This window comes from Kitasatospora sp. NPDC001159 (genome assembly GCF_053598235.1).
The window spans coordinates 25,741-52,333 of the sequence record NZ_JBSFJV010000060.1; the positions used below are offsets into that span (position 1 = coordinate 25,741).

At 72.2% G+C, this 26,593-nt stretch carries 24 protein-coding genes and 2 pseudogenes; 9 read left to right on the plus strand and 17 right to left on the minus strand.

Going from position 1 to position 26,593, the window contains the following annotated elements; genetic code table 11:
• Positions 1-33 precede the first annotated feature (33 nt).
• Entirely contained in the window at positions 34-1,071 is a 1,038-nt protein-coding gene (locus tag ACWC9T_RS26780) for a hypothetical protein (protein ID WP_449823604.1), read from the minus strand.
• A 255-nt stretch (positions 1,072-1,326) separates the two neighbouring features.
• On the opposite strand from ACWC9T_RS26780, the gene ACWC9T_RS26785 reads away from it, so the two are divergent.
• On the plus strand, positions 1,327-1,656 hold the full coding sequence (locus ACWC9T_RS26785) for a hypothetical protein (protein ID WP_449823605.1): 330 nt from the start codon (positions 1,327-1,329) through the stop codon (positions 1,654-1,656).
• 40 nt (positions 1,657-1,696) lie between these two features.
• Here the strand turns inward: ACWC9T_RS26785 and ACWC9T_RS26790 are convergent, their stop codons facing one another.
• A complete protein-coding gene (locus ACWC9T_RS26790) occupies positions 1,697-2,512 on the minus strand; it encodes a hypothetical protein (RefSeq protein WP_449823606.1) in 816 nt (271 codons plus the stop codon).
• A 279-nt stretch (positions 2,513-2,791) separates the two neighbouring features.
• The gene (locus ACWC9T_RS26795) at positions 2,792-4,234 is read right to left on the minus strand and encodes a glyceraldehyde-3-phosphate dehydrogenase (protein WP_449823607.1); all 1,443 of its coding nucleotides are present in this window, start codon (positions 4,232-4,234) and stop codon (positions 2,792-2,794) included.
• A 477-nt stretch (positions 4,235-4,711) separates the two neighbouring features.
• Between ACWC9T_RS26795 and ACWC9T_RS26800 the strand changes: the two genes are divergently transcribed.
• The 3 genes from ACWC9T_RS26800 to fdhD all read left to right on the plus strand — a co-directional run bounded on the left by ACWC9T_RS26800 (position 4,712) and on the right by fdhD (position 8,558).
• Complete coding sequence (locus ACWC9T_RS26800; protein WP_449823608.1) at positions 4,712-6,922, plus strand: UvrD-helicase domain-containing protein; 2,211 nt, start codon at positions 4,712-4,714, stop codon at positions 6,920-6,922.
• An 18-nt stretch (positions 6,923-6,940) separates the two neighbouring features.
• A complete protein-coding gene (locus tag ACWC9T_RS26805; RefSeq protein ID WP_449823609.1) occupies positions 6,941-7,420 on the plus strand; it encodes a GreA/GreB family elongation factor in 480 nt (159 codons plus the stop codon).
• Positions 7,421-7,613: 193 nt separating this feature from the next.
• Positions 7,614-8,558, plus strand: coding sequence for a formate dehydrogenase accessory sulfurtransferase FdhD (gene fdhD / locus ACWC9T_RS26810; protein ID WP_449823610.1), 945 nt, complete (start codon positions 7,614-7,616; stop codon positions 8,556-8,558).
• A gap of 19 nt (positions 8,559-8,577) precedes the next feature.
• Here the strand turns inward: fdhD and ACWC9T_RS26815 are convergent, their stop codons facing one another.
• The 9 genes from ACWC9T_RS26815 to ACWC9T_RS26855 all read right to left on the minus strand — a co-directional run bounded on the left by ACWC9T_RS26815 (position 8,578) and on the right by ACWC9T_RS26855 (position 16,560).
• Positions 8,578-8,859, minus strand: a complete 282-nt coding sequence (locus ACWC9T_RS26815) for a helix-turn-helix domain-containing protein (RefSeq protein WP_449823611.1) — start codon at positions 8,857-8,859, stop codon at positions 8,578-8,580.
• A complete protein-coding gene (locus ACWC9T_RS26820) occupies positions 8,849-9,505 on the minus strand; it encodes a LuxR C-terminal-related transcriptional regulator (protein ID WP_449823612.1) in 657 nt (218 codons plus the stop codon). Before ACWC9T_RS26820 ends, ACWC9T_RS26815 begins: the two co-directional genes overlap by 11 nt.
• On the minus strand, positions 9,469-10,767 hold the full coding sequence (locus tag ACWC9T_RS26825) for a histidine kinase (RefSeq protein ID WP_449823613.1): 1,299 nt from the start codon (positions 10,765-10,767) through the stop codon (positions 9,469-9,471). Before ACWC9T_RS26825 ends, ACWC9T_RS26820 begins: the two co-directional genes overlap by 37 nt.
• Before the next feature lie 97 nt (positions 10,768-10,864).
• Positions 10,865-12,853 (minus strand): hypothetical protein, encoded by a 1,989-nt coding sequence (locus ACWC9T_RS26830; RefSeq protein ID WP_449823614.1) that lies wholly within the window; start codon positions 12,851-12,853, stop codon positions 10,865-10,867.
• Positions 12,838-13,680 carry an ABC transporter ATP-binding protein gene (locus ACWC9T_RS26835; protein WP_449823615.1) on the minus strand — a complete coding sequence of 281 codons (843 nt, stop codon included), beginning with the start codon at positions 13,678-13,680 and terminating at the stop codon, positions 12,838-12,840. The genes ACWC9T_RS26830 and ACWC9T_RS26835 overlap by 16 nt, the downstream gene beginning before the upstream one ends.
• Before the next feature lie 115 nt (positions 13,681-13,795).
• Positions 13,796-14,263, minus strand: coding sequence for a hypothetical protein (locus tag ACWC9T_RS26840; RefSeq protein WP_449823616.1), 468 nt, complete (start codon positions 14,261-14,263; stop codon positions 13,796-13,798).
• The gene (locus tag ACWC9T_RS26845) at positions 14,260-14,631 is read right to left on the minus strand and encodes a hypothetical protein (RefSeq protein WP_449823617.1); all 372 of its coding nucleotides are present in this window, start codon (positions 14,629-14,631) and stop codon (positions 14,260-14,262) included. The genes ACWC9T_RS26840 and ACWC9T_RS26845 overlap by 4 nt, the downstream gene beginning before the upstream one ends.
• Before the next feature lie 31 nt (positions 14,632-14,662).
• Positions 14,663-16,240 (minus strand): hypothetical protein, encoded by a 1,578-nt coding sequence (locus tag ACWC9T_RS26850; RefSeq protein WP_449823618.1) that lies wholly within the window; start codon positions 16,238-16,240, stop codon positions 14,663-14,665.
• Between the two features lie 2 nt (positions 16,241-16,242).
• Positions 16,243-16,560, minus strand: coding sequence for a hypothetical protein (locus ACWC9T_RS26855; protein ID WP_449823619.1), 318 nt, complete (start codon positions 16,558-16,560; stop codon positions 16,243-16,245).
• A 385-nt stretch (positions 16,561-16,945) separates the two neighbouring features.
• Here ACWC9T_RS26855 and ACWC9T_RS26860 point away from each other — a divergent pair, with 385 nt between their 5' ends.
• Together ACWC9T_RS26860 and ACWC9T_RS26865 are read left to right on the plus strand one after the other, a co-directional pair.
• Complete coding sequence (locus tag ACWC9T_RS26860) at positions 16,946-17,173, plus strand: DUF6269 family protein (protein WP_449823620.1); 228 nt, start codon at positions 16,946-16,948, stop codon at positions 17,171-17,173.
• A gap of 96 nt (positions 17,174-17,269) precedes the next feature.
• Positions 17,270-17,470 (plus strand): hypothetical protein, encoded by a 201-nt coding sequence (locus ACWC9T_RS26865; RefSeq protein ID WP_449823628.1) that lies wholly within the window; start codon positions 17,270-17,272, stop codon positions 17,468-17,470.
• A gap of 74 nt (positions 17,471-17,544) precedes the next feature.
• Here the strand turns inward: ACWC9T_RS26865 and ACWC9T_RS26870 are convergent.
• The 3 genes and pseudogenes from ACWC9T_RS26870 to ACWC9T_RS26880 form a co-directional block, all read right to left on the minus strand.
• Positions 17,545-17,964 (minus strand): annotated as a pseudogene (locus tag ACWC9T_RS26870) (AfsR/SARP family transcriptional regulator); the annotation flags it as partial.
• 248 nt (positions 17,965-18,212) lie between these two features.
• Positions 18,213-18,962, minus strand: coding sequence for a LuxR family transcriptional regulator (locus tag ACWC9T_RS26875; RefSeq protein ID WP_449823621.1), 750 nt, complete (start codon positions 18,960-18,962; stop codon positions 18,213-18,215).
• Between the two features lie 97 nt (positions 18,963-19,059).
• Positions 19,060-19,806, minus strand: coding sequence for a LuxR C-terminal-related transcriptional regulator (locus ACWC9T_RS26880; RefSeq protein ID WP_449823622.1), 747 nt, complete (start codon positions 19,804-19,806; stop codon positions 19,060-19,062).
• A 568-nt stretch (positions 19,807-20,374) separates the two neighbouring features.
• Between ACWC9T_RS26880 and ACWC9T_RS26885 the strand changes: the two genes are divergently transcribed.
• Genes ACWC9T_RS26885 through ACWC9T_RS26895 form a run of 3 tightly spaced genes read left to right on the plus strand, consistent with a single transcriptional unit; the run spans position 20,375 to position 24,500 of the window.
• Positions 20,375-23,134 (plus strand): AMP-binding protein, encoded by a 2,760-nt coding sequence (locus ACWC9T_RS26885; protein WP_449823623.1) that lies wholly within the window; start codon positions 20,375-20,377, stop codon positions 23,132-23,134.
• Entirely contained in the window at positions 23,131-24,084 is a 954-nt protein-coding gene (locus ACWC9T_RS26890; RefSeq protein WP_449823624.1) for an NAD-dependent epimerase/dehydratase family protein, read from the plus strand. The genes ACWC9T_RS26885 and ACWC9T_RS26890 overlap by 4 nt, the downstream gene beginning before the upstream one ends.
• 11 nt (positions 24,085-24,095) lie before the next feature.
• On the plus strand, positions 24,096-24,500 hold the full coding sequence (locus tag ACWC9T_RS26895; protein WP_449823625.1) for a nuclear transport factor 2 family protein: 405 nt from the start codon (positions 24,096-24,098) through the stop codon (positions 24,498-24,500).
• A 60-nt stretch (positions 24,501-24,560) separates the two neighbouring features.
• Here the strand turns inward: ACWC9T_RS26895 and ACWC9T_RS26900 are convergent, their stop codons facing one another.
• Positions 24,561-26,153, minus strand: coding sequence for a tryptophan halogenase family protein (locus ACWC9T_RS26900; RefSeq protein ID WP_449823626.1), 1,593 nt, complete (start codon positions 26,151-26,153; stop codon positions 24,561-24,563).
• Positions 26,154-26,241: 88 nt separating this feature from the next.
• Positions 26,242-26,593: pseudogene (locus ACWC9T_RS26905) on the minus strand (hypothetical protein); the annotation flags it as partial.

Consider the following 26,593-nt stretch of genomic DNA (forward strand, 5'->3'; position numbering starts at 1 on the left):
GTTCGCGGCTCGGCAGCGGTTCGCGGCTCGGCGTCAGTACGTGGCGCAACGATCGCGGTGGGCGCGGTAGGCCTTGACCGGGTCGCCGGCCAGGTAGTGCCAGGGCGACTCGGTGACGAGGCCGTCCAGCGCGTCGAACAGCAGGCGCGCGGTCTTGCGCTGGTCGGCGAGCGAGAAGGCCATGGCGAAGGTGTTGAAGCTCGCCTGCCAGCCGCGGACCGGGACGAAGTCCGGGTGCAGCACGGACCGGAAGGCGGCCTCCTGCAGCTCGGCCAGCACCGTGGGGCTGGACAGGTAGGCGTGGTCCTCGCCGTCCGGGAGGTCCAGCCAGCGCTCCAGGTGGGCGAGCGCCACCAGCTCGCCGAGCTGGCTGCCCTCGGGGGCGGCCAGCATCGAGGAGCGGGCGAACTCGTGCATCGCGTCGTGCGAGCCGCCCCACTTGGCGCACAGCTGCTGGAGCCGCTGGCGGTGCGAGCCGGGGTGCCCGGGAACGCGCCGGACGGCGGCCTCGAAGCGGCAGGTGGCGACGTCCGGGGCGAGCGAGGCGCCGCGGGCGCTGATCTGCAGGAAGTACCAGGGGGCGAGCCAGGACGGCTCACGCTCGGCGACCTCCAGCAGCTGCTCCTCGGCGGTGTCCAGCCGCTCGTGGAACAGCTTCCACTGCTCCTCGGTGACGTGCTTGGCCCGGGCGCCGGTCCGCGCCTCCCAGGCCCACGTGACGTGCCGGGCGCCGGACAGCAGCAGCGGCAACGCGTCGTCCGGCGCGTCGGCCATCGCGCGGGCCGTCCACTGCTCGACCCCGGACACGTCGGCGATCGAGCCAGCCAGCCAGGTCAGGTCGGCCCCGTCCGCGGCGGCGGCCAGCGCGGGGCGCAGCGCCGTCCAGTCCCCGGCCGCGGCCTGCCCGAGCACCAGCCGGACGGACTCGTCGCCGAAGGTCGGGTCCAGCCGCGGCTCCGCGGCACGGGCGGCCGCGGGCGCCCCGGCGGCCCGTCTGCCGAATCCGAACCCGCGCCGGCCGGCCCGGTCCTGCGCGCCCTCCCCGCCCGAGCGGCGTCGGAACAGCGGCATGTGTGGCCCCCTCGAACATCATCGGCATCTTTCGCATGGCCGCACAGTGGCCACCCCAGATGAGTACATATCACGGGCGACCGACATCCGTTTCCCCAGCCCAGCGACGACCGGGGGCGGGGTGCGGCGCGGGGCGGCGGCGACGTTCCCACGAGATGGCATTCCAGATGGGACGGGGTGACATCTTGCTGCCTGACAGTTTCCTGACAGTCCCGAGGCCACCGATCGTGCCGACGATCCGTCAGGCTTACTCCTGTGCACGCTATCCGCTTCCACCTCAGCGCCCCGGACGACGACCCCGCGACCGAGCGCCCGCCCACCCCGGAGAGCTTCCGGGACGGGCTGGCGCGCGCGGTCCACGGTCCCGCCAGGATCGGACACGCCCGGATCCTGGTCGGCCCGGGCACCGTGGACGGCGTGGTCTTCGTCCTCGCTGACCACCTGCTCGCCGCCGAGGCCGCCGTCACCGCCGCCTGCGCCGAGCTGACGGGCGCAGGCGGCCTGCTGCCCGGCTGGCGGGTACCGCACTGCGCGGTGGACACCCTGCTGGCGCTCGGGCAGTACGAGCTGCCGGCCTGCCCCTGAGGCAGGCCGTAGGACAGGCCCTGACCGCGCCCGAACCCGGTCAGGCCGGGCCGAGCCCGGCGTCCGGCGCCTTCCCCGACTGCGCCTGCTCGATCCGCTTGACCAGCATCATCGCGAACCGCCGGGTGGCGTTCACATCCACCGGACCACCCTCGGTGGTCACGCTCGCCACCACGGTGCCCGAGCGGACCACGATGCTCACCCCGTCACCCGCGGACAGCGGTCCGACGAAGGCCTGGCTCTCGCTGCCCAGCGCCGGGGTGTCGACCTTGTGGAACGGCCCGACGGGGTAGGAGGCGTACGCCTCCATCAGCCGGCCCTTGGCCGCGTCCCGGCTCGGCAGCGTGTCCACCAGGAAGCGGGTGACCAGGTCACCCGAGGAGAACCGGACCGACCCGCTCAGCGGCTTGCCCGCACAGGGGGCCGAAGCCGTGCAGGTGGTGGCGTGGTCGGCGGTGTCGACCTTGCGCTTCTCCTCGTCCCACCCGGCCATCGCCTTGACGTCCGGCAGCACCTGCCCGACGACCTTGTCGTCCAGCAGCACCCCCTCCAGATCCGCCCCGGGCGTCTCCGCGGCAGCGGGCGGCGGCACCGGCGCCCCGCTGCCGGCCCCGGCGGTGGCCCCGGCCGTCGCGGCACCTGCCGCCGACGGCGCGGCTCCCGCCCCGGTCGCGGACGCGGACGGCGCCGCCGCGGAGGCCGGGACCGTACCGCCGGCCGCGCCCGTCGCCGCCGAACTCGACGCCCCCGAGGCCCCCTTGGCATCCTCCGACCCACCGGACGAACACCCGGCCAGCACACCCATCAGCACCGCGGCCGCCACCCCTCCGGCCATCCGCCGACCACCCATCCCCATGCCCACTCCCTTACGGCTGTCCGTGACCCCTCAAGATAGCGACCGCCCCACACCCCACCCACCCCGGGTTCCCCGCACACGAACCGTCTCACCCGCCCCACCGCGCGGGCGCAGCGCGAAGCCCGCCCGCCCGAAAAAGACCCGCCCCGGAAGCCGCACTCATCCACCCCAGCACCCACTCACCCTCCCGGGAGCCGCCCCCGCACGAACACCCCCGGGAACGCCGACGGGGCGGCGACCAAACGGTCACCGCCCCGCGGGAACAGCCCAACCGGTGGATCAGACCGCCGGCGCCGGGTAGGTCGGGTACTCGACACCCGAGATGTACTGCACGACCCGGACGACCTGGCACGAGTAGCCGAACTCGTTGTCGTACCACAGGTACAGGATCGCGTTGTCGCCCTCGACCTTGGTCGCGCCGGCGTCCACGATCGAGGCGTGGCGCGAGCCGATGAAGTCGCTGGAGACCGCGTCGGGCGAGTCGGTGAAGTCGATCTGGCGCTTCAGCGGCGAGGTCAGCGAGATGTCCCGCAGGTAGTCGAGGACCTCCTCGCGGTTGGTCTCGCGCTTCAGCTGCAGGTTCAGGATCGCGATGGACACGTCCGGCACCGGCACGCGGATCGAGCTGCCGGTGATCTTCGCCTTGAGGTCCGGCAGGGCCTTGGCGACGGCCGAGGCGGCACCGGTCTCGGTGATCACCATGTTCAGCGGCGCCGAGCGGCCGCGGCGGTCGGCCTTGTGGTAGTTGTCCAGCAGGTTCTGGTCGTTGGTGAACGAGTGGACGGTCTCCACGTGGCCGCGCACGACGCCGTACTCGTCCTCCATCGCCTTCAGCGGCGGGACGATGGCGTTGGTGGTGCAGGAGGCGCAGGAGATGATCTGCTCGTCCGGCTTGATCATGTCGTGGTTGACGCCGTGCACGATGTTCGGGACGTCACCCTTGCCCGGGGCGGTCAGCACGACCTTGGCGATGCCGGGGCGCAGGTGCTTGGACAGGCCCTCGCGGTCGCGCCACTTGCCGGTGTTGTCGATCAGGATCGCGTCCTTGATCCCGTACTCCGTGTAGTCGACCTTGCTCGGGTCGTCGGAGTAGATCACCGTGATCTCGTTGCCGTTGACGACGATCTTGTTGTTCGCCTCGTCGACGGTGATGGTGCCCTGGAACTGGCCGTGGATGGAGTCCCGGCGCAGCAGCGAGGCGCGCTTGACCAGGTCGTCGCCGCCGCCGTTGCGCACCACGATGGCCTTCAGGCGCAGGCCGTTGCCCGAGGCCTTCTCGATCAGCAGGCGGGCGACCAGGCGGCCGATGCGGCCGAACCCGTACAGCACGACGTCCTGCGCGGACCGGCGCTCCAGCTTGTTCTCACCGGTGGCACCGGCGACGGCCTGGGCGGTGAACTCCTCCACCGACAGGCCGTGGTCGTCCGCCCGGTAGGTCGAGGCGAGCATCCCGAGGTCGATCTGCGAGGGGCCGAGGTCCAGGGTGGTCAGCGCCTGCAGGAACGGCATGGTCTCGGTGACCGAGAGTTCCTCGCCCGCGATCTGCCGGGCGAAGCGGTGCGTCTTGAGGATGCTGACCACCGACTTGTTCACCAGGGAACGGCTGTGGAGCAGGACGGTGACGTCCTTCTCCCGGTGCAGCCGCCCGATGATCGGGATCATCGACTCCGCGATCTCCTCGCGGTTCTTCCAGTCCGTGAACACGTCGTCGTTGACAGTCACAAGTCCATCTTTCGAGCTGAGGGTGTTGCGCACATGGTAGCTTCGCCCGCCCCCGACCCAGCGGCCGGTCCCTCCTTCGACCGTCTCACCCGATCCTCCCACCTGCGCTTTCACCCGCCGCTCCACCCCCAAAGGTGATCACCGCCACCCCCGGATCCCGCCGGCGGGCCCGTTCCGACGGCACGGACGCCCAACCACTCGAAACCGCGCACCGCGCTCGGCCGAGACGGTCTTCACGGGCGACGTCCCGGCCCAGGTACTGGTCCTTGCCCCGCCACACGTGCCCCATCGACCCACGCCCCGGAGGGATTTCCAGCCGGCAGCGCCTCCCGAGCGCGGTGCCGCGGCCGATGTGCCCCATGCGTCTCCTCCCGCCTCGGGGGAGCGTACGGCAGCCGTCCGTACGCGCCCCGAATGATCATCGGGCCAGTACAGTGATCGCACTGCCCGACCGGACAGAGGCACGAGGGGGCCTGCGTGGCGACGCTGGGGATGCACCGGGACTTCCTGATGGAGTTCGCGGGCTTGGAGAAGTCGGTGCAGCGGAGGGTCTTCGAGACCTTCGAGAAGTTCACCGGGGCGACGCACGCCGGCGCGCACCTGGAGAAGCTCACCAACCAGCGGGACCCCAGGATCCGGACCATCCGGATCACCGACTTCTGGCGGGGCGTCGTCCTCAAGGCCGACCGGGGCGACGGCTACCTGCTGCTGAAGGTCCTCCCGCACGACAAGGCCAACGACTGGGCGTGCAAGCACCGCGCCTCGGTCAACGCCGCCACCCAGGGCGTCGAGATCCGCAACGACGTCGCCCTGGAACGTGCCACCGCGTCACTGAGGACCCGGGCCTCCGACGAACCCCGGCGGCTCTTCGCCGACCGTTCCGACAAGGTCCTGCGCAGCCTGGGCATCGACGAGGAGATCCTGCCGATCATCCGGCTGCTGCCCGACGAAGCCCACCTGGAAGCGCTCCACCGGGTCCTGCCGGAGCAGCAGTTCGACGTCCTGATCGGCCTCGCCAGCGGCATGGAGCCGGCCGACATCGACCGTGAGATCGTCCAGGCGTACGCGCGGGCGGCGGCTCCGGTGAGCGCCGCGCAGCCCGGGGACGGGCTGGTCTCGGCGATGGCCCACGCGCGTGGCCGGGTCGCGCTGGTGTCCTGCCCCGAGGAGCTGCTGGAGATCCTGGAGCGCCCGTTCGACGCGTGGCGGATCTTCCTGCACCCGGCCCAGTACCGGATCGCCTACCGGGACTCGTACAACGGGCCCGCCCGCGTCACCGGCGGCCCGGGGACCGGCAAGACCGTGGTGGCCCTGCACCGGACCTACCACCTGGCGCGCCGGCTGCCGCCGGACGCCCCCGACGGGTCGGTACTGCTCACCACCTACACCAAGGACCTCGCCGCGGAGCTGGAACGCTGCCTCGCCCTGCTCGTCACGGACGAACGGATCAGGGCGAAGGTCCGGGTGGTCACCGTCGACGCGTTGGCCAACGAGGTCCTGCGCCGCTCCCGCGGCGGCGCTCCGCTGAAGATCGTCTTCAACCAGCGCGCGGTCCTCGCCCGCTGGGGGCGGGTCGCCCAGCGGCTCGGGGTCGACTTCACCAACGTCTTCCTCGACCAGGAGTGGCGACAGGTCGTCCTGGCCCAGGCGATCGACGGCCCGGAGCAGTACCTGAAGGCATCGCGTTCCGGCCGGGGCACGCCCCTCGGACCACTGAAGAAGGCCCAACTGTGGCGCGCGGTGGCCGCGTTCGAGGAGGAGCTGCGGCAGGCCGGGGAGTGGACGTTCCTGCAGGTCTGCGCGCAGGCCGCGCGAGTGCTCGACGAACAGGGGGACCGCCCGTTCCGGCACGTGGTGATCGACGAGGCCCAGGACCTGCACCCCGCGCAGTGGCGGTTCCTCCGCGCACTCGTCGCACCCGGGCCGGACGACCTGTTCCTCGCCGGCGACCCGCACCAGCGGATCTACGGGAACAAGGTCTCGCTGCGCTCGCTCGGGATCCAGGTGGTCGGGCGGTCCTCCCGGCTGCGGATCAACTACCGGACCACGCAAGAGATCCTCAGCTGGTCCGCCTCCCTGCTCACCGGCGAACGCCCCGACGACATGGACGGCGGGGAGGAGTCCCTCGTGGGCTACCACTCGACCCTGCACGGCGCGCACCCCGAGACGCACGGACACGTCGACAAGTCCGAGGAGATCCGGGCACTCGTCGCCCGCATCGAGGAGTGGACCACCGCGGGCGTGAGCCCGGAGGACATCGGCGTCGCCGCCCGGACCGTCCAACTCGGCCGCGAAATCGCCCAAGCCCTGGAGCAGGCCGGGACGCCCGCCTACCTGCTCGGCAACGCGCCGTCCCCCGGCGTGCGGATCGGGACCATGCACCGGATGAAGGGGCTGGAGTTCCGCTGCGTCGCCGTCGCGGGCGTGAGCGAGGGCGTGGTGCCCATGCGCAACGCGATCACCCCGGAGGAAACGGACCCGCAGCAGCACCAGGAGGACCTGAACGGCGAGCTGAGCCTGCTCTTCGTGGCGTGCACACGCGCACGCGAGGCCCTCTCCGTCTCCTGGCACGGGGCGCCCAGCGCCTTCCTCGAACCAGTCGTCGCGGCGCGGCTTCTCGCTGGGGATTTGCCGGGCACCAGGGCGGGTGGGGTAATGGGAGACGGCCGGTGTTCGAGCGTTCCGTGAGAGACCCGGGAGCTTCCCATGAGCGGTGGGCCGGAACCGATCAGTACCGAGGGGCTGCGTGCCGTGCGGGAGGAGCTGGCGCAGCTGCGGATGGAGCGGGGGGAGGTGGCCGCGACGCTGCGGGGCGCGGAGCCGGTGGGGGACCGGGCGGATGCGGCGGACGAGTTGCAGCGGGCGTCGGAGGTGACGCGGCTGGACCGGCGGATCGCCGAGTTGGAGGGGCGGCTGCGGGAGGCCGAGGTGGCCGGGGCGCCGTCGACGGAGGTGGTGGGGGTGGGCTCGACGGTCACCGTGCGGTTCGGGGACGGGGCCGAGGAGACGGTCGAGATCTCGGAGGTGGCGGAGGAGCGGGAGCTGACCCTGGTGACCTACGACAGTCCGCTCGGGAAGGCGCTGCTGGGCTGCCACGCCGGGGACACGGTGAACTACGAGACGCCGGGCGGCGCGGCGAGCGCGGTGGTGCTGTCGGTGGGGAACTCGGCGGGGAACAGCGGATAGCGGTCAGCCGTCCTTGCCGGCCCCGGACCGCGCTCACCGCCAAGGCGGTGGTGGGCGTGCTGTGCTCGCCGTCACCGCCGCACGCGGCCGCCGCCACGTGCCCGCCGCCGACCACCCGGGCGCCCCGGCCCCGGAACGCGCGAGGATTGTCCGTACAGTCCGCCATGAGCACACCACCGAGGAGCCGACGACGATGGGCCGAGTGACCGTACCGCGCAGGGTGCTGCGGCTGCGCAAGGGCGTGCCCTCGCACCGCCCCGACACCCTGGCCGCCGAGGAGCCGATGGAGATCCGGGTCGGCGGGCGCCCGCTGACGGTCACCATGCGCACCCCCGGCAGCGACTTCGACCTGGCGGCAGGCTTCCTGGTGAGCGAGGGCGTGCTGCACGCCGCCGACCACCTGGCCGGGATCCGCTACTGCGCCGGGGCAACCGCTGACGGCGGCAACACCTACAACGTGGTGGACGTCGTGCTCGCCCACGGCGTGCCCGCCCCGGACGCCTCGCTGGAGCGCAACTTCTACACCACCTCCTCCTGCGGCCTGTGCGGCAAGGCCAGCCTGGACGCGGTGCGCACCACCGCGCCGTGGAGCGTCGCCGAGGACGCCCTGCGGGTCACCCCCGAGCTGCTGTCGGCGCTGCCCGACCGGCTGCGCGCCGCCCAGAAGGTCTTCGACAGCACCGGTGGCCTGCACGCGGCCGGGCTGTTCGACGCCGGGGGGCGGCTCCTCTGCCTGCGCGAGGACGTGGGCCGGCACAACGCGGTGGACAAGGTGGTCGGCCACGCACTGCGCGAGGGCCTGCTCCCGGCCCGCGGCACTGTGCTGATGGTCAGCGGCCGGGCCTCCTTCGAACTGGTGCAGAAGGCCGTGATGGCGGGCGTGCCGATGCTCGCCGCCGTCTCCGCGCCCTCCTCGCTGGCGGTGGACCTGGCCGAGGAGAGCGGGCTGACCCTGGTCGGCTTCCTGCGCGGCGACTCGATGAACGTCTACACCCGCGCGGACCGGATCGACGTGCTGGACGAGGTGGACGCGCCGCGCACCGGGCTGAGCGGGCGGCTGCGGATCGGCTCGGTGCCGCCCCCCTCGGACGCCGGCGGCTGCAGTACCCAGAGCGACCAGCCGGTCACAGGTACCTGAAGGTGACCGTGCCGAAGGGCTAGCCGGGACAATGCTTCCGTAGCCGGTACGGCAGCTTCGCCAGGTGCTGGGAAGTCGCCGCGACATGGGCGCCCAGCAGCTCGGCCAGCTCGCCGACTGGCAGCTCGCGGCGGCTCAGCGCCCACAGCAGCCGGTAGCGCGACGGATCGGCCACCGCCTTCAGCACGGCCACCGCCCGCTCGGCCGCGGCCGCGTCCGAGGCCTCTTCCTCCGCACCACCCGTACAGGGATCGTACCGACGTACGGCCGTCCGCCCGGGGCCGCGGCACTCAGCCCACACGGGTCCCGTTCAGGTACGCCAACACCGCGAGCACCCGCCGGTTGTCGTCGTCGGAGGCGCCGAGCCCCAGCTTCGCGAAGATGTTGGAGGTGTGCTTGCTGACCGCGCCTTCGCTGAAGTGGAGGCGCTGGGCGATCGCGGCGTTGGAGCGGCCCTCGGCCATCATCTCCAGGACGTCCCGCTCCCGCGGGGTGAGCATCGCGAGCGGCTCGTCGTAGGCGTTGCGGGCGAGGAGGCGGCTGATGACCTGGGGGTCCATGACCGTACCGCCGGCGGCGACGGTGTGGACGGCGTCGACGAACTGGTCGGCCTTGGAAACGCGGTCCTTGAGGAGGTAGCCGACGCCGCCGGTGCCGTCGGCGATCAGCTCGCGGGCGTAGAGCTGCTCGACGTGCTGGGAGAGGACCAGCACGGGCAGGCCGGGCTGTTCGCGGCGGGCGGCCAGCGCGACCTGGAGGCCCTCGTCGGTGTAGGTCGGGGGCAGGCGGACGTCGACCACGGCGATGTCCGGGCGGTGTTCGGCGAGGGCGGAGGCCAGTTCGGGGCCGCTCTCCACCGCTGCGACGATCTCGTGCCCGTGGGCACGCAGCAGCAGTTCCAGTCCGTCCCTCAGCAGGACGAGGTCCTCGGCGAGGACAACACGCACGGTAGCTCCACGATCAGCCTGGTCGGGCCCCCCGGGGGGCTGGTCACCGTGAGCGTACCGTCGAAGACCGCCAGCCTGCGCTGGATGCCCCGCAAACCACTGCCCTTGCCGGGGTCGGCCCCGCCCTGGCCGTCGTCGGTCACCTCGGCCCTCATCAGCCCGGCGGCGTGGGTGAGTTCCACCGTGGCGTGGCGGGCGTCGCCGTGCTTGACGGCGTTGGTGAGGGCCTCGCTGACGGCGAAGTAGACCGCCGATTCCACCGGGGCCTCGGCCCGGCCCGGCAGTTCGGCCCGGACCTCGACCTTCAGCGGCACGTCCAGCGACAACGCCCGTACCCCCTCGGCCAGTCCACGTTCGGCGAGCACCGGCGGGTGGATGCCGCGGACCAGGTCGCGCAGTTCCTGCAGGGCCTGGGTGACGTTCTCCTGGGCGTCCGACACCACCTGCTTGGCGCTTTGCGGGTCCCGGTCGATCAGGGCCGCGACGGCACCGAGCCGCAGGCTCACCGCGACCAGTCGGGCCTGCGCGCCGTCGTGCAGGTCCCGCTCTATGCGGCGCAGTTCGGCGGCCTGGGCCTCGGTGGCGTCGAGCCGGATCTCGGTGAGCTGCTCGACCCGCTGGGCCAGCCGGGAGCGCTCGGTGGGGCCGAGCACGGAGAGGGTCCACAGGCCGTGCAGGCGCAGCGCGGGCGGGGCGAGCGCGAGGCCGCCGGCGATCAGGACCGGGCCGAGGAGGAAGGCGAGCAGGCCGCCGAGCGGCAGGTCGTACGGCACGAGGGGCTGCCCGAGCCCGTACAGGCCGGAGCTGATCAGCAGCACGGGCGCGGCGGCGATCACCCCGCCGACCAGCGGGTCGGTGATCGCCCAGAGGGCGTCGCGCCAGGTCGCCGGATCGTTCCAGAGCCAGCGGAGGGTACGCGCCATGCCCGCGAACCAGCGGCTCTTGTGGTAGTCGTGGCCGGTCCAGAACCAGCCGTGCAGGGTGCGTTCCAGCGCCGGTCGCGGCTGGTAGGGCACCGGTACGGGCACCTGCGACCAGTGGCCGGACGCCCAGCGGGCGGCATCGGCGGCGCTGCGGACCACCTTGGTGGCCAGAGGGAAGAGCGGGAACATCCCGAGGCAGCCCCAGAGCAGGAAGGACGCCAGGTAGAGCACGGACAGCACCGCCCCGGCCGGGATCAGGAGGGTCAGGACGGCGAGGCGCCCGAGCGCCCTCCCGGCGGTGCGCAGCGCCTGGGCGGCTCGGGTCCGAGGGGTGCTCACGGGGCGCTCCGGGGTGTCGAGTTCGGATGATCATGATGGCAGCCGGCCCGCCGCGCCGGCGGTACAAGGCGGGCCGGGCCCGAACAACGCGCGGTGTTCAGTGGGCCGTTGTCCGCTCGGAGGGCGCCTGAGCGGCGGGCGCGACCTCCGGGTCCGAGAGGTCCGAGAGGTCCGAGAGGTCCGAGAGGTCCGAGAGGTCCGGGGAGTCCGGGGAGTCCGGGGAGTCCGGGGAGTCCGGGGAGTCCGCCGGGACGGGCCCGGCGGCGGAGTGCTTGGCGCGGATCAGCCGGTACACCCCGAAGAAGCAGACCGCGCCCAGCAGGATGAAGCCCGCCTCCACCGGCACCTGCCAGCCCGAGGGCAGGTACAGGGCGAGGAACCAGCTCCGGTTCGTCGGCGCGAGGAGCGACATCCCCATCGCCACCCCGCCCTGCGGGGCGGTGCTCAGCACCCCGACCGTCACCAGCAGGCCGGCGATCGTCGTGCGACGGCGGGAGAGGCTGTCCAGCAGGTCCTGCTCCACGCCCTTGCGCATCACGTCGAGCAGCTCCGGCCCACGGGTCTCCAGCCGGCGCCGGGCCTCCCGGCCCACCCACCAGGCGTACAGCAGCCCGGTGCCCAGGCCGACCACGACCCCGGCCCAGCGCAGCGGCGCGCTGTGCAGCAGGGTGCCCGCCAGCACGACACCGGCGGCGGGCAGCGCGGCGAAGAGCTGGAGCAGCAGGACGGCCAGGGACTGCATCCGGGCCTGGTCGCCGCTCTCGTCGCTGAAGCCGTCCAGCGGGTTGCCGCCGGGCCGGTCCGGGAACGGCGCCGGGCCGAGCAGGGACATCAGCGGCGTCAGGCCCGCCCCGGCGCCGAGGACGGCGGGCAGGATGGCGAGCAGCCAGGGCCAGGCCCAGCCGTTCGGGACGGCGAGGGTGGCGACCACGGTGAGCAGCAGGGCAGCCGGGCCGACGACCAGCAGCCAGGCCAGCTGCCGGGCCCGGACGTCGATCCGCTCGGCGCCGGGGACGACCAGGGTCAGCCAGAGCGCGCCGGCGTCCAGGCCGTACAGGCTGGAGCTGAGCGCCCCGGCGTACAGGGCGAGGACCACGCCGGTCCACGGCAGCACGGTGGTGAATCCGCCGAGCACCGGGAACAGGCCCGTGGACAGGCCGGTCCACAGGGCGATCCGCAGGAAGCGGGCGCGGCGCGGGTCGCGCACCCACAGGCACAGCTCCTTGCCGAGGACGGCGCCCTCGGGGCTGTCCGGGACGGCCCGCAGCCGGACGCCGGGCCGGGTGGTGGACCGGCCGCCGCCGGCCGTGCCGCGCACCAACTGCCGGGAGAGCAGGGCGGTCCAGGCGGCGAAGAGCAGCGCGCAGAGGGCGAGAAGTCCGCCGAGGCAGGCGCCGGCCTGGGCCCAGTCGGAGCGCCGGGCGGCGTCCACGGCGACCACCGCCCAGCCGGAGGGCAGCGCCCGCACGACCGTCCCGATGCTGGCGGCCCAGTGGCCGCCGAGCAGCTTGAAGAAGAAGCCGATGCTGAACCAGCCGGTGTTGAGGAAACCGCAGACCAGGCCGACCAGCAGCGCGGAGAGCTCCCAGCCGAGCCGCGAGCGGGCCACGCTGCCGAGGCCCTGCAGGCTCAGCTTGGCGAGCACCACCACGAACAGCAGCTGGAGCAGTACGGCGGGGACGGCGACCAGGGCGGGCAGCAGCCCCAGCCCGGCGCCGAAGACGATCAGCACCGCGAAGGCGACCAGGCCGACCAGCGGGGTGATGCCGACGAACGAGGCGCCCAGCAGACCGAGGGCGAGCTTGCCCGGGCGCTGCGGCACCAGCGTGAAGTAGGACAGCCGCAGGGTCGGGTCACCGCCGGTGAGGGTCGGGCCGACCGCCCAGCCGACCGTCCACACCAGCAGCACCAGGGCGATCGTGCCGACCCCGGCCTCGGGGGTGGGGAAGTCCACCAGGCCCAGCAACGCCGTGCCGACCGCCGCCAGGGCGCCGCACACGCCCCCGGTGATCAGGCTCGCGGCCCGGGGGCCGGACATCGACCGTCGCAGGACGGTCACTTTCATCCCGGTCAGGACGCCAACCACGACAGCCCCTCCTTCCCACCGGTACGGGCGCCGACCAGCTCGACGAAGACGTCCTCCAGGCCGCGCCCGGCGCGGACCTCGTCGACCGGTCCGGCCGCCAGCACCCGGCCGCCGGCGATCACGCCGACGTGGTCGCAGAGCTGCTCGACCAGGGCCATCACGTGGCTGGACAGCACCACCGAGCCGCCGGAGGCGGTGAAACGCTGGAGGATGACCCGGATGGTCGCGGCGGACACTGGGTCGACGGCCTCGAAGGGCTCGTCCAGCACCAGCAGCCGGGGGGCGTGCAGCAGTGCGGTGGCCAGGCCGATCTTCTTGCGCATCCCGGTGGAGTAGTCGATCACCGGGGTGTGCTCGGCCTCGTCCAGCTCCAGGACGGCCAGCAGCTCCTCGGCCCGGGCGTCCACCGTCGTGGCCGGCAGACCGCGCAGCCGGCCCAGGTAGTGCAGCAGTTCCGGGCCGGTCAGCCGCTCGGGCAGCATCATGCCGTCCGGCAGCACCCCGACCAGGGACTTGGCGCGCACCGGGTCGCTCCACACGTCGACCCCGAAGATCTCCGAGCTCCCGGCGTCCGGCCGCAGCAGGCCGACGGCCATCGAGAGGGAGGTGGTCTTGCCGGCGCCGTTGGGGCCGACCAGCCCGTAGAAGGAACCGCTCGGCACGACCAGGTCGACGCCGTCAACGGCGGTGTGCGCGCCGAACCGCCTGCGCAGGCCCGTCAGCCGCAGTGCCGGGGCGCCGCCGTCCGCTTCCGGACGGGACCCTCGCCCCGGGTGCACCGTTTCCCGCACCTTGCCCCGCACCGCGTCCTCCCCCGTGTCTCCCACGGCCGCCCGTGCTCCGGGCGGCTCGTGATCACGTTAGGGACGGCGGGCGGGCGGCAGAATACGGCTGAGCCCCCGGTTGGGGGTGGGCCTGGACCCACCCCCAACCGGTGACGGCTCAGCCGACGTTGACGGTGAACTGGCGCCTGGTCTGCTCCGGACCGCCGGAGTACGTCCCGCCCGTGTGGTCGCGGTAGTCCACGTGCAGGGTGACGGTGGTCCGGCCGGGGTTCTGGGCGGCCCGGAAGACGAAGTAGTAGTGGCCGCCGGAATCCGAGCCGATCGCGCCGCCCAGGTTGGCCAGACCGACGCTCCGGACGTACTCGTCGCCGACGGTCTGCACCACCGCGGCATCGGGGGCCGGGTCGGCCGCACTCCAGATGTCACCCCAATTCCGGTGGGCGCTCACCTCGACCGAGAACAACTGACCCGGCTTGACGGACAGTTCACCCGAGGTCGCGGTGAACACCGTGCCGTGGTCGAGCTTGCCGGCGGCCATCCTGTGGATCGCCACCGCGCCCGCCGCACCCGCGACGGCCAGCAGGACGACCGCGACGAGGAGGATCCGCTGCCACTTCTTCTTCACGAGTTCGACTCCCGGTTGGTTACGCGCAGTGCCAGCACGGCGGCGACAGCGTCGAGCCAGCGGGCGACCAGCTGGTCCCCCAGCGGGTCCTGCACGACCGTGGCGGCCGCCGCCAGCCAGCCCCGGGCCACGGCGGCCGCCGGGCCGGGCAGCGGCTCGGGAAGTTCGGCTGCGAAGCCGGTGCCGCCGGAGCGGACCACCTCGCCCAGGAAGACCACGGCACGCGGCAGCACGCCGAGCCGGTCGGCGGTGATCGCGGCGGCGACCGCGCCGTCGCCGAACAGCACGGAGCGGACCACGCCGGGGGCCGGCAGGCCGAAGCGCAGCAGGACCTCGATGTCCATCTCGGCCAGCCGGTCGTCGCTCATGGGCTGGTGGTCGGTGCTCAACTCTCAGGCCTCACTTGGGCATCCGGACGCTGCTGGCGATGGGGAGCTCGTCGCCCTGGGTGGCGCCCCCCAGGTGGTTGTGGACGAAGTCGTCCTCGCTGACCCAGACGGTGTAGCCCCAGGGGTTGTAGATCTCCAGCTGGTCGCCGCGGTGCGCGATGATCATCATCTGGTGGCCGTCCGGGAAGAACTTGTCGTTCTTGACCGAGATCGGCACCGGCTTGCCCTGGTCCACCGACGACTCGACCTGGGCCAGCACGTCCTTGCGCTGGTCCGGCCCCTCCAGGTCCACGTTCTTGTAGCCGGCCCCGGTGTGGTCGCCGATCTCGGAGTTGGCGATGTCCTTGGACTCCCAGTCCCACATCCCGTCCGCCCCCAGGTGCATCCAGGAGCGGGAGTCGTAGACGCGGTTCGTCTCCTTGTCCCAGCGGTCCTTCGCGGCCTGCCCGTTGTCGTAGGCCGGGTCGCCGGGGTGGCCGCCGGTGGTGAGCTGGAAGGCGAACAGCGGGTCGACCATCGCCCGGGCGGTCACGGTCGAGGCGGCCACGCAGGTGTTGTGCTGGCCCTGGTCCCACGCCACGCCGCCGTAGCCGGTCGCGTTCTGGCCGGGCGTGGCCGAGTCCAGCTGGACCGGGGAGATCCGCGCCGCCAGCCACCCGGGATCGCCCGCGTGGTCGTGGATCTGCTCGTCGAAGGCCTTGATCTCGTCGTAGCTGTGCCCGGCGGCCAGCGCCTTCATCAGGTAGGCGCGCTCCTCCGGGGACTTGGTGCCTGCCAGCAGCTGGTCGAACCGGGCCCGGTCCGCGTCGCTCATCTGGTCCATCAGCTGGGAGGCCCGGACCGCGTTGGCCTCGGTCAGGATGCCTCCGTCCCCCTCGTTGCCGCCGACGGAGGCGTCGACCAGGACCAGCTTGTCCTCCGCGCCGAGTCCCTTGTTCTTGAACCTGCCCGCCAGCGCCTTGTCCGCCAGCGCGTTCAGCTCACGGGCGGCGGCGCGGCCCGCGTTCTCGGCCTTCACCGCGGCGTCGTAGATCGACTTGATGCCGTCCTTCGCCTTGGCGTGGGCGCGGTGCATCTTGTCGTCGTCCCAGTTGAACGGGTCCGGCGCCCCACCGACGGTGATGTCGTGCAGCAGCTTCAGCGCCTCGCTCAGCGGCGCGGCGCCCTGCCCGTGCAGGGTCTGCGCCTCGCCCAGCGCGGTGGCCAGCGTGCTGAGCTGCTGCCGGCCCTTCTCCATCGCGTCGCGGCAGCGCGAAAGGTCGTCGGCGGAGGCCTTGACCACCTCGGCGGCCTTCTCACCGACCTGCCCGGTCCAGGCGTCCGGCAGGTGCTGGGAGCCGACCCGTCCCACCTTGGCCTGGATCTGGTCGAGCTGGCCGACCGCCTTGTAGTAGGCGGCGGCGAGGTCGCCGACCTTGCCGGAGTCTCCCTTGGGGGCGGACAGCTGCAGCGCGTCGTGGACGGCGTACTTCAGGTCGCCCGCGCCCCACATGCCGTGCGACTCGTCGATGGTCTTCTTCAGCGACTCGGCCTGCTGCCGCTGGCTGCCCGGGTCGGTACCGAGCGGATTGAGGTCGTGGTCGGGCACGGTCAGGCCCCCTGCTTCTGGTACTGCTGCTCGACGCCGCCATCCGTCTTGGCGTAGTTGGCGGCGGTGGTGTGCACCTTGCCGCCGAGGTCGGTCAGCGCGTCGAGGTTCACCCCGAGCTCGTCCTGCCACGCCGACCAGAAGGCCTTGGCCGCGTCACCCGCGTACTCTCCGAGCACCGCCGGGTCCGACATGTTCAACTTGCCCAGGGCGTCCTTGACCGAGCGGACGTCCTGCCCCGCCGCGATCAGCTGGTCACCCGCGTCCCCGAGCTTCTCCGGATGCGCGCTGAACCCCGTCCCGGCGCCGTCGCTGCCCATGCTGCTCCCCCGATTCCCCGTCATACCGTCCGAAGATCGCCGGACAGCATAGCGGCAGTTCCGCCGCCTCCCACCAGGAGGAACGGAGGGGTGGAGGGGCGTGCGCACAACCCGCCGGATCTGTACGGAACGGGCACAGGATCGAGGGGAAGTCTTGGGGAACCGCACGCGGACACAGCGGCCCGCCCCTGGCCCCCGTCCAGGAGCGGGGACGGTGTCGGTTCGGCCGACGACGATCTGACGGAGGATCACGAGCGGCGTCCGGAACGGTGTGCGCGTTCCGATGTCTCAGTACAGGTCGGCTCAAGGCGCCTCATAGGCCGGTTGCCGATAATGATCCGGACGGGGGTCGCACCAGGGACACGTGCCGCATTCAGGAGGAGCTATGGACAACAACCAGCTCGACCCCGTTCGCATCCCCCACCCGCTTTCCGTGCTGACCCAGATCGAGCAGGATCACGAGGCCGAGGAAGTGGCCCACCTCCAGGCCAGCGACACGCCGTGGGGCGAGGTCCTCGCCGCGTACATCGACGTCCTGACCGAGCTGATCACCTCGCACGCCGAGGGCGACGAGCCGGGCGAGCAGACCGACAAACCCGGAAACAACCTGTGAAAGAGAATCGAAACGGCCTCCAAAGCACACGTCCGTAGCGTTCTCGGCATCAGGGGAGTAGGCCCGCAAGCCCCCCGACCATCCGAGGAGGATCCGATGAACCGCACCACGATCACCGCCACGACCCGCGCCCGCCTCGCCCACCAGGTGGCCCGCGCCGCCCTGCTGCTCGCCGTCGCCGGCGCCGCGACGGTCGCCCTCCCGGCAGCCGGGAACAGCTCGCACCACGCTTCCGCCGCCCCGGGACCGGCGGCCACCACCGGGACCGACCTGATGGCCGACGACCCCTGGGTGTGACGCGCCCGGGCCCGGGCGCGCAGGAAGGACCGCAGTTCACCGATGAGTTCACGGTGCCGGCCCTGCTGGAGCCGGATGCCGGTGTGCTCCTCGTAGACGGTGAGGCCGAGCTCGGTGAGCCGGGAGGCCTCCGCCTCGACCCGCTCGGCCTGGATGCCCTCCAGCACAGGTCCGCGCCACAGCGCCAGCGCCTCCTCGAACCGGTGGCTCGCCTCGTCCGGCCGCCCGCGCCGGGTGAAGTCCCGCCCCTCGGTGACGAGCCGCTCGAACTCCACCGCGTCGATCCGGTGGCCCTCGGTGTGCAGCAGGTAGCCGGGGTGACGGGTGATCAGGATTCCGTCGGTCCCGATCTGCGCCTTGAAGGTCTTGCGCAGCGCGGAGATGCAGATCGCGACCTGGTTGCGTGCGGTGGCGGGCGGCCGGCCGTGCCACAGCGCGTCGGCGAGCGCGGAGACCGAGACCACTCGGTTCGGGGCGAGCAGCAGCACCGCCATGGTGGTGCGTTGACGGGCTCCGTGCAGCTGGATTGACCGGCCGGCCGCCCGGATGTCGAGCGGACCGAGGACCCGGAAGTCCACCCGCTGCACGATCGGCCCTCCTGCGGTCGGCCGCGACGATGCGACGACCGGGCAGCCGGGTTGGCGACGTGGGTTCACACCGCTCCTCGCCGGAAGTCTCGCAGCGGGCCGGAGGGCGCAACAACGGCGTTGTCAGGAAGATGCCGCCGAGCGTCCCGGTCCGGTCATCCGGAGCCGGGCCGGCTCGGCGGCAGCAGGCCGAGCTCAGCCGCGCGGACCCCGGCCTGAAAACGGGAGTTGGCGCCGAGCAGGGTCATGATCTCGGCGACGTAGCGCCGGTAGGTGCGCACCGAGATAGCGAGGTCGCGGGCGGCGACCTCGTCGGTGACCCCGGCCCGCAGCGCGCCGAGGATCTGGCGCGCGAAGGCCGCCCGGGCACGGTCGCCGAAGACGATCCGCTCGCCGGCGGGCACGGAGCCCCGCCAGACGTTGTCGAAGAGGATGTGCAGGGTGTGGATCACCTCGGGCACCCGGATCACCGCGGCCCGCCGGTTGACCGCGATGCCGGTGACCACCAGGGCCGCCTCCCGGTCGACCATGATCGCCTGGAGCGGGGGGACCCGGGCCACCCGGATCGCCACCGGGTTCGGCGTGTTGAGCTGTTCGCGGACGAAGCCCTCGTCGAGCAGTTCGGGGGAGCTGAGCAACTGGACGGGGACGGACGGGTCCGCCTGGCGCAGGAGCCCCCGCTCGGAGCGCTCCGTCCGCTCCTCCTCCTGGACCCGTCGGGCGTGCACGATGTCGATGCTCAACCGGGCGCCGGTGATCATCTCCTCCGCCGTGGCGAGGACCTTCCGGTAGGGGCCGGTGATCGTGGTGATGAGCCGATCGGTGGAGTAGCGGTCGCGGTTCATCGCGACCGTCGACTCGATCAGCGCGCTCACCCCGAGCAGGGCCTCCTCCAGCTCGTCCACGGCCCGTTCCGACACTGTGCCCCAACCCTCTCCGTCGACTTGCTGACAGTCCGCGCGCGGACCCCGCCCGGCGGTGTACGGACGGGGCCCGCGCCGATCACCCCGCGTTGGACAGCAGCCCCAGCTCGACCGCTCTGAACCCCGCCTGGAAGCGTGAGTTGGCGCCGAGCTCGCGCATGATCTCCGCCACGTGGCGGCGGTAGGTTCGCAGCGAGACGTTCAGCTCCTGCGCGGCGACCTCGTCGGTGTGGCCTCCCCGGAGCATCTTCAGGACGCTCCGCGTCTGATCGCTGTCGAGGCGCGGGCTGAGGCTCAGGTGGCGGTCCAGCGGCCGGGCGCGCGACCAGGCTCCGGCGAAGAGCAGATCGAGGGCGCGCACCACGGCGGGGTCGTTGACGTTCACGGCGTCCCCGCCGGCGCGCCCGGCTCCGGAGCGGACCAGCGCGCCGCGGCCGTCGACGATCAGCACCTCGCGCAGATCGGTCTCGGTCACCCGTACTTCGGTCTGCGGCAGGTACAGGTTCGCCAGCAGGTCGACGGCGCCTTCGGTGGCCGAGCCCACGCAGAGCACCCGCACCGCGGGGCCGGTTTGAGCGGGCCCCTCCTCCGGGAGCCGGGCCAGTACCCGGCGCGCCTCGACGGCGAACTTACCGTTCGCGACGAGCGCCAGGCTCACCGAGCGGCGGGCGCCGGTGATCAACTGCTCCACGGCCTCGCCGACCACCTCGGCGTCGGTGCGCGACACCGCTGCCGGCCCGTCGCTCCGTCGGCGGTGCAGCGAGACCGTCGACTCGATCAGCGCCCTGGCCTGTAACAAGGTCTCCTCGACACGCTCCGCGTGCACCTTCGGAAGTTCGGCTCCCGATCCGGTCGTTAAAGTCCTGACACCCACTGTTCCTAGCCCCCGTTGATCCATCCCGCGCTCATCCGTTGCGCACGCTCCAGCGAAGCCGAAAGCACCTGCCATCCGGAGCGGAATGCCCATTCTGACAGGAGGCGCGCGAACGGGACAAAGATCAATCACACTCTAGTTCGAACGATCATCTTCCGTCAACGAGACTCCTGCCACCGCGATTTGGGTGCTTATAACAGAGCAGTTCCGCAATGCACCACCCCACGGTCATCACGACAACAAGATGCCGATCAGCGGCGGAATCGATGCGCCCGCCCTCCGCTTCCGGTACCCGCGGCTACACATCCATCACCTGCCGTAGCACCGCACGTCTCTTCAGGCCAGCCCCCGTCCCACCAGGCGGGACTCCGCCTACGGTTTCGACCGCAACGGCCCCACGACCAACAGGGGCCTCACGCCTTCCCCTGCTCAATGGTTCACCGCCCTGCCCGCTCGTCCGGGCGCGGGACTTCTCCCGCTCGACCCCCCGGCACCACGAGAGCCACGCTTAGGAGAAACCGTGACGAAACATCCCTGGACCATCGTCGATCTGCTACTCAGGGCCGCCGAGCGGCAGCCGGCGAACGGCCCGCGCTACTGCACCGGCGGTTCCGACGACGGACACCGCGACCAGAGCCACGTCGAACTGCTGCAGGAGGCGCACCGGCTGCTGACCGGACTACGGGCCCGCGGACTGCGGCCGCAAGACAAGGTCGTGCTGCTACTGGAAGACCCTGCGGACTTCCTCGCGGCGTTCTGGGCCTCTCAGCTCGGCGGCTTCGTGCCGTGCCCGATGGCGCCGCTGCGCGCCGACCGGAACCGCTGGGCGGCCCAACTCGCTCATGTGGACGCACTCCTGGACAAGCCGCTGGTGGTCACCGATGCGGCGCTGGCGGCCGAACTGCCCCCGGTGGACGGCCTGACGGTCACCACCACCGACGCCCTGCACCAGGGCGGGGACGAGCCCGCCGGTGAGCCGCACCGGGCCGCGCCGGAGGACGTCGCGGTCCTCGTCCTGACCTCCGGGTCGACCGGAAACTCCAAGGCGGTCGAGCTCAGCCACGCCAACCTGCTGGCGTCCATGGCCGGGAAGAACGGGTACCACCGGCTCACCGAGGCGGACACCACCCTCAACTGGGTCTCCTTCGACCACGTCGCCGCGCTGCTGGAGTGCCACCTGCTGCCGCTGTCGGTCGGCTGCCGTCAGGTCCACGCCTCGGCCCAGGTCGTCCTCGGGGAGCCGCTGGAGTTCCTGCGGCTGGTCTCCGAGCACCGGGTGACCATGACGTTCACCCCCAACTTCCTGCTCGGAATGCTGAATTCCGCCGCCGACCGGATGCCGGAGGCGGACCTTGAGCGGCTCGACCTGAGCCGACTGCGGCACATCGTCAGCGGCGGTGAGGCGGTGGTCTGCGCGACCGGGCGCACCTTCCTGGAGCGGTACGAGCCGTACGGCCTGAACTCCGCGGCGCTGTGGCCCGCCTTCGGCATGACCGAGACCTGCGCCGGCAGCATCTACTCGCTCGCCTTCCCGCAGTCGGACGAGGGCCAGGAGTTCGCGAACCTGGGCACCCCCGTGTCCGGGCTGCGGATCCGGGTCGCCGACGCCGACGACCGTGCGCTGCCCGAGGGCGAGGTCGGCGAGCTCCAGCTCAACGGCCCGATGATCACCCGTGGTTACCACAACAACGAGGCGGCGACCGAGGAGGCCTTCACCGCCGACGGCTGGTTCCGCAGCGGTGACCTCGGCCGGATCGACGAGGGACGGCTCACCCTGGTCGGGCGCAGCAAGGACAGCGTCATCGTCAACGGCGTCAACTACTTCAGCCACGAACTGGAGACCGTGCTGGAGCAGTTGGACGGGGTCAGCCCCTCCTACGTCGCCGCGTTCCCCACCCGTCCGGCCGACAGCGACACCGAGCAGTTGGTGATCGCCTTCCACTGCTCGCTGCCCGACGGGGACGAGGCGGGCCGCTACCGGACGCTGGCCGCGATCCGCAGCACCACGGTGATGACCTGGGGGTTCCGGCCGGCCCTGATCCTGCCGCTGCCGATGGACGCCTTCCCGAAGACCAGTCTCGGCAAGATCCAGCGGGCGCTGATGCGCAAGCGGTTGGAGGCCGGCGGCTTCGATCGGGAACGGTGCGAGGCCGAGGAGTTGACGCAGCGCCGACTCGGCGGGTACGCCGCGCCGGAGGGCGAGACGGAACGGATCCTCACCGGGATCTACGCCGAGCTGTTCGACACGGACCCGGCCCGGATCAGCGCCACCGCCAGCTTCTTCGACCTGGGCGGCACGTCGCTGGACATCCTGCGGCTGCGCGGTCAGGTGGCGGAACGGTTGGGCGTGCGGGATCTGCCGATCATCACCGTCCTCACCGCACCGACCGTCCGCTCGCTCGCGAGCCGGCTCACCCAGCGGCGGGGGCTGGGTGATACGGCGTACGACCCGATCGTGCCGATGCAGGTGAGCGGGGACAAGACGCCGCTGTTCTGCGTCCACCCGGGGGTCGGCGAGGTACTGGTCTTCGTCAACCTGGCCCAGTACTTCGTGGGGGACCGGCCGTTCTACGCCCTGCGGGCCCGGGGGTTCAACGAGGGCGAGAAGCCGTTCCGGACCTTCGAGCAGATGGTCGACACGTACGTCGCCGCGATCCGGGCCCGGCAGCCGCACGGCCCGTACGCCGTCGCCGGCTACTCCTTCGGCGCCGCGGTGGCCTTCGAGATCGCCAAGGTGCTGGAGGAGCAGGGTGAGCGGGTCGACTTCGTCGGCAGCTTCAACCTGCCGCCGCACATCAAGTACCGGATGGACGAGCTGGACTTCATCGAGACCGCAGTCAACCTGGCGTTCTTCATGGCCCTGATCGACAAGAAGCAGTCCCGCGAGCTGCCCGGTCAGCTGCGCGGTCTGCCGCAGGAGGAGCAGCTGGCCCGTCTGCTGGCACTCGCGCCGCCCGCCCGGATCGCCGAACTCGACCTGGACCAGGAGAAGTTCGCCGCCTGGGCGGACTTGGCCGACCGGCTCACCGGCCTGGGCCAGTCGTACCGGCCGAGCGGCACGGTCCGCTCGATGACGGTCCTCTACGCCGACCCGCTGCGGGGCACGAAGGAGGACTGGCTGACGAACGAGCTGCGCCGCTGGGACGACTTCACCGAGGGCGCCAACCGGTACGTGGAGGTGCCGGGAGAGCACTACACCCTGATGGGCCCGCAGCACGTGGCCGCCTTCCAGGCGATTCTACGCAAGGAGCTCGACCGGGCGATGGGAGAGGGCAAGTGAGGGGCAAGAAGATCCTGGTGACCGGCGGCACCGGTCAGGTCGCACGGCCGGTCGCGGAGGCGCTCGCCGCGGAGAACGACGTCTGGTGCATCGGCCGCTTCGGCACCCCGGGGGTGGCGGACGAACTTCGGGCGCGGGGCGTCACGACCTGGCGGTGGGACATGGAGGACGACTCCGAGCACGCGTTCAAGGGCCTGCCGGAGGACTTCACCCACGTCATCCACTCCGCGGTCCGGCGCGGCGACGACGGCGACTTCAACCGGACGATCGACGTCAACACCACGGCCACCGGCCGGTTGATGGCGCACTGCCGCACCGCCGAGGCCTTCCTGTTCGTGTCGACCGGCGCGCTGTACGCGCGGCAGACCCTCGACCACGCCTACACCGAGGACGATCCGGTGGACGGCGTCGCGGACTGGCTGCCGGCCTACCCGGTCGGCAAGATCGCGACCGAGGGGGCCGTGCGCGCCATGGCCCGGGTGCTCGGCCTGCCGACCACCATCGCGCGGCTCAACATCGCCTACGGCCCCGGGGGGTACGGCGGTGTCCCGATGCTGTACTTCCAGCGGATGCTCGCTGGCCAGCCCATCCCGGTGCCGTTGGAGGGCCAGAACTGGTGCTCGCCCATCTACACCAGTGACATCGTCCGACAGGTGCCCCGGCTCTGGGAGGCCGCCTCGGTGCCCGCGACCCTGGTCAACTGGGGCGGGGACGAGGCGGTCGGGATCACCGACTGCGTCCGTTACCTGGAGGAGCTGACCGGGGTGCCCGCCCAGCTGGTGCCGAGCGAAGTCACCCGGGAGACGTACCAGTTCGACCCCACGCTGCGCCGCCGGCTGACCGGCCCGTGCGAGGTCGACTGGCGCGAGGGCATCCGCCGGACCCTCGCGGCCCTCCACCCCGATCGTCTGCGACCCGAGCACGCCGGGTCCGCGCACGTCCAGCACTGAGGAGCCCGCACGTGCCCCGAGAGAACGCCAACCTCGCCGTCGTCCACGCCGCCTACCGGGCGTTCCACGACCGGGACGTGGCCGCGCTGCTGGCGACCATGGACCCGGGCATCGAATGGGTCCACCCGGAGGGCCTCGCCGAGTACGGGCTGGGCGGTACCAAGACCGGCCACCAGGGGGTGTTGGACTTCCTGGCCAAGGTCCCGACCGTGCTGGGCGGCATGCGGCTCGAACCGCAGGAGTTCATCCACTCCGGCGACCGCGTGGTGGTGTTCGGCGTCCGCGCCGTCACCGCGCTGAGCGGCCGCACCGAGACCCTGCCGTTCATCCACTCCTGGACGTTCCGCGACGGCCGGGCCGTCCGGATGGAGGACGTCTTCGACACGGTCGTGTTCACCCGGTTGATCAACAGCTGAGCCCGGACGACCCGTCCGGCCGAGAGAGGTGCCCCCGCCGGGGGCGCCTCTCTCGGCGTTTCACCCCGCGTGCAGCCGGCGCAGGCACGCGTAGGCGTCGGGCAGGGTGTCCAGAAGGTTCCGCTGCTGGCGCCGGACGCGTTCGAAGACCGGTTCGGCGCCGCGGACCGATTCGGGCCGATGGGCGAGGGCGGGTGGCGGGCCGTCGGTCTCCAGGCCGAGGCCGGACAGGACGCAGTAGTAGTCGGAGTCGCTCCACGGGCTGATCGGCTCCTCCCGGCTGTGCCCGTAGTAGCGGGCCTCCTCCGCGAGCACCGATCCGGCGGTCAGCCCGGCACGGTACAGCTCGATCCTGGTCCGCACCCCGCCGGAGCGGGACAGCTCCCGGGCCGCGCGCCAGAACGGCGTGTCCGTCCGCGGTGAGCAGGCGTAGCGGATCTGGACGAAGTCCCGCGCCTCGTCGAACGAACAGGCCACCGCCCGGTTGAAGCGCTCGGTCAGGACCGGGCGGGGCGGCCCGGCGGGGAAGTGGCCCACCAGCAACTGGAGCGTGCGGACCACCAGGTGCAGTCCGCCCGCCGTACCGGGCTCCAGCACACCCGCCGCCGGGCCGACCGCCACGCAGTTGCGCACCCAGGCGCGGCGCACCCGGCCCGCTTGCTGCTCCAGGTGGTGGACCTCGGTCCGCTCCTGATCCAGGCCCCAGAGCCGGCAGAGGTCCCGGGCCGCATCGTCGCGGGTGGCGAACTCCCGCGCGTAGACGTAGTCGGCGCCCGCGCGGCCCAGCACCGGGTGGAGCCCGGCCCGCCCGGCCGGCATCGCGAGCAGCGTGCTGTGCGGCTCGATGCCCAGGCGGCGGGCGTCCGGCTGCGGGACGTCCACCGACACCGCGGCATCGCAGGGCAGTTGCCCACGCAGGTCGAGGAAGGGCTCGGCCAGGACCTCGCCGATCAGGCGGCGCCCGGGGGTGCAGTCCAGGAACAGCTGGCCGCTCAGGCGCTCGCCGACGGTGGTGCGCAGCGCCACCACGTCGTGCTGCCCGTCCCGTTCGACCCCGGCCAGGGCACCGCGGGCCCGCCGCACCCCGGGCCGGGCGGTCGCGTACCGGCGCAGGAAGCCCGTGAGCACCCGGCGGTCGACGTGCCAGCCGTAGCGGGTCGCGGGCCGACCGTCGAACCAGCACGGGGAGCGGCGGGCGTCCAGCAGCGGGGGCTCGCGGAAGCAGGCGTAGTCGAAGGGCTCCGCGGTCTCCCCACGGTGCCGGCGGTGCTGCCAGTAGTGCGAGAGCGGTAGCCGGTCGTGCTCTGGGAGCAGCCCGAACGAGTGGTAGAACGCATCGGGCCGGGCTCCGGGCAGCACGCGGGGGCGTGCTTCGGCGGAGCCCGCCGTCCGCCAGTTCACGTAGCGGTCGGCCGTGCGGAAGGTCGCCGCGCAGGCCCGCACCCAGTCGTGCTCGGCGATTCCGACAACGTCCAGAAACGCCCCGGAGAAGGACGGGAGCACTGTTTCCACGCTGTTCCCGACCGCGCTCTCCGGCTCTTCGAGAACCGTCACGGAAACCGTGCCCTGGAGTTCCCGGCCGAGATAGGCCGCGCTCATCCAGGCCGCCGGCCCACTGCCGAGCACGATCACGTCCCTGATGCTGGTGTCCACGTCGGGACGTTGCCCGAGCGGCCCATAGGAGTTCTATAGGGCGGCTGTCGGGAGACCGCCGCCGGGCCGCAGGACCTTCATAGGGACGTCATAGCCACCGGGCGGATTCTCTTCTCGCGACCAGGAAATCCGCGAGACGGAACCGGAGGCCACCATGGAAACGACGACCATCGACATCGCTGCGACCGACCCGGCATGGCCGGATTACATCGACCTCGAACTTCTGCTCACCGACCCGGACCTGTTGGTGATGGCAGCGCCGATGCCGGCGCGCAGTCTGGACTTCGGTCACGCCGGTGGCTGCGGGTGATCGTCGCGACACCGGTCCGGCCGGGTCGACCGCCGCGGGGGCGATGCCGGAGGCGTAGGAGGCGCCGCCGCCGCCGTGGACGTGCAGGTCGACGAAGCCGGGGACGACGGTGTGGCCCGTCAGGTCCAGG

Bases quoted from the DNA above. Each gene is read 5' to 3' on its own strand.
- ACWC9T_RS26845 (WP_449823617.1), bottom strand. From the start codon at position 14,631: ATGAGCGACGACCGGCTGGCCGAGATGGACATCGAGGTCCTGCTGCGC.
- ACWC9T_RS26865 (WP_449823628.1), top strand. From the start codon at position 17,270: ATGAACCGCACCACGATCACCGCCACGACCCGCGCCCGCCTCGCCCAC.
- ACWC9T_RS26855 (WP_449823619.1), bottom strand. From the start codon at position 16,560: ATGGGCAGCGACGGCGCCGGGACGGGGTTCAGCGCGCATCCGGAGAAG.
- ACWC9T_RS26780 (WP_449823604.1), bottom strand. From the start codon at position 1,071: ATGCCGCTGTTCCGACGCCGCTCGGGCGGGGAGGGCGCGCAGGACCGG.
- ACWC9T_RS26790 (WP_449823606.1), bottom strand. From the start codon at position 2,512: ATGGGGATGGGTGGTCGGCGGATGGCCGGAGGGGTGGCGGCCGCGGTG.
- ACWC9T_RS26805 (WP_449823609.1), top strand. From the start codon at position 6,941: ATGAGCGGTGGGCCGGAACCGATCAGTACCGAGGGGCTGCGTGCCGTG.
- fdhD (WP_449823610.1), top strand. From the start codon at position 7,614: ATGGGCCGAGTGACCGTACCGCGCAGGGTGCTGCGGCTGCGCAAGGGC.
- ACWC9T_RS26860 (WP_449823620.1), top strand. From the start codon at position 16,946: ATGGACAACAACCAGCTCGACCCCGTTCGCATCCCCCACCCGCTTTCC.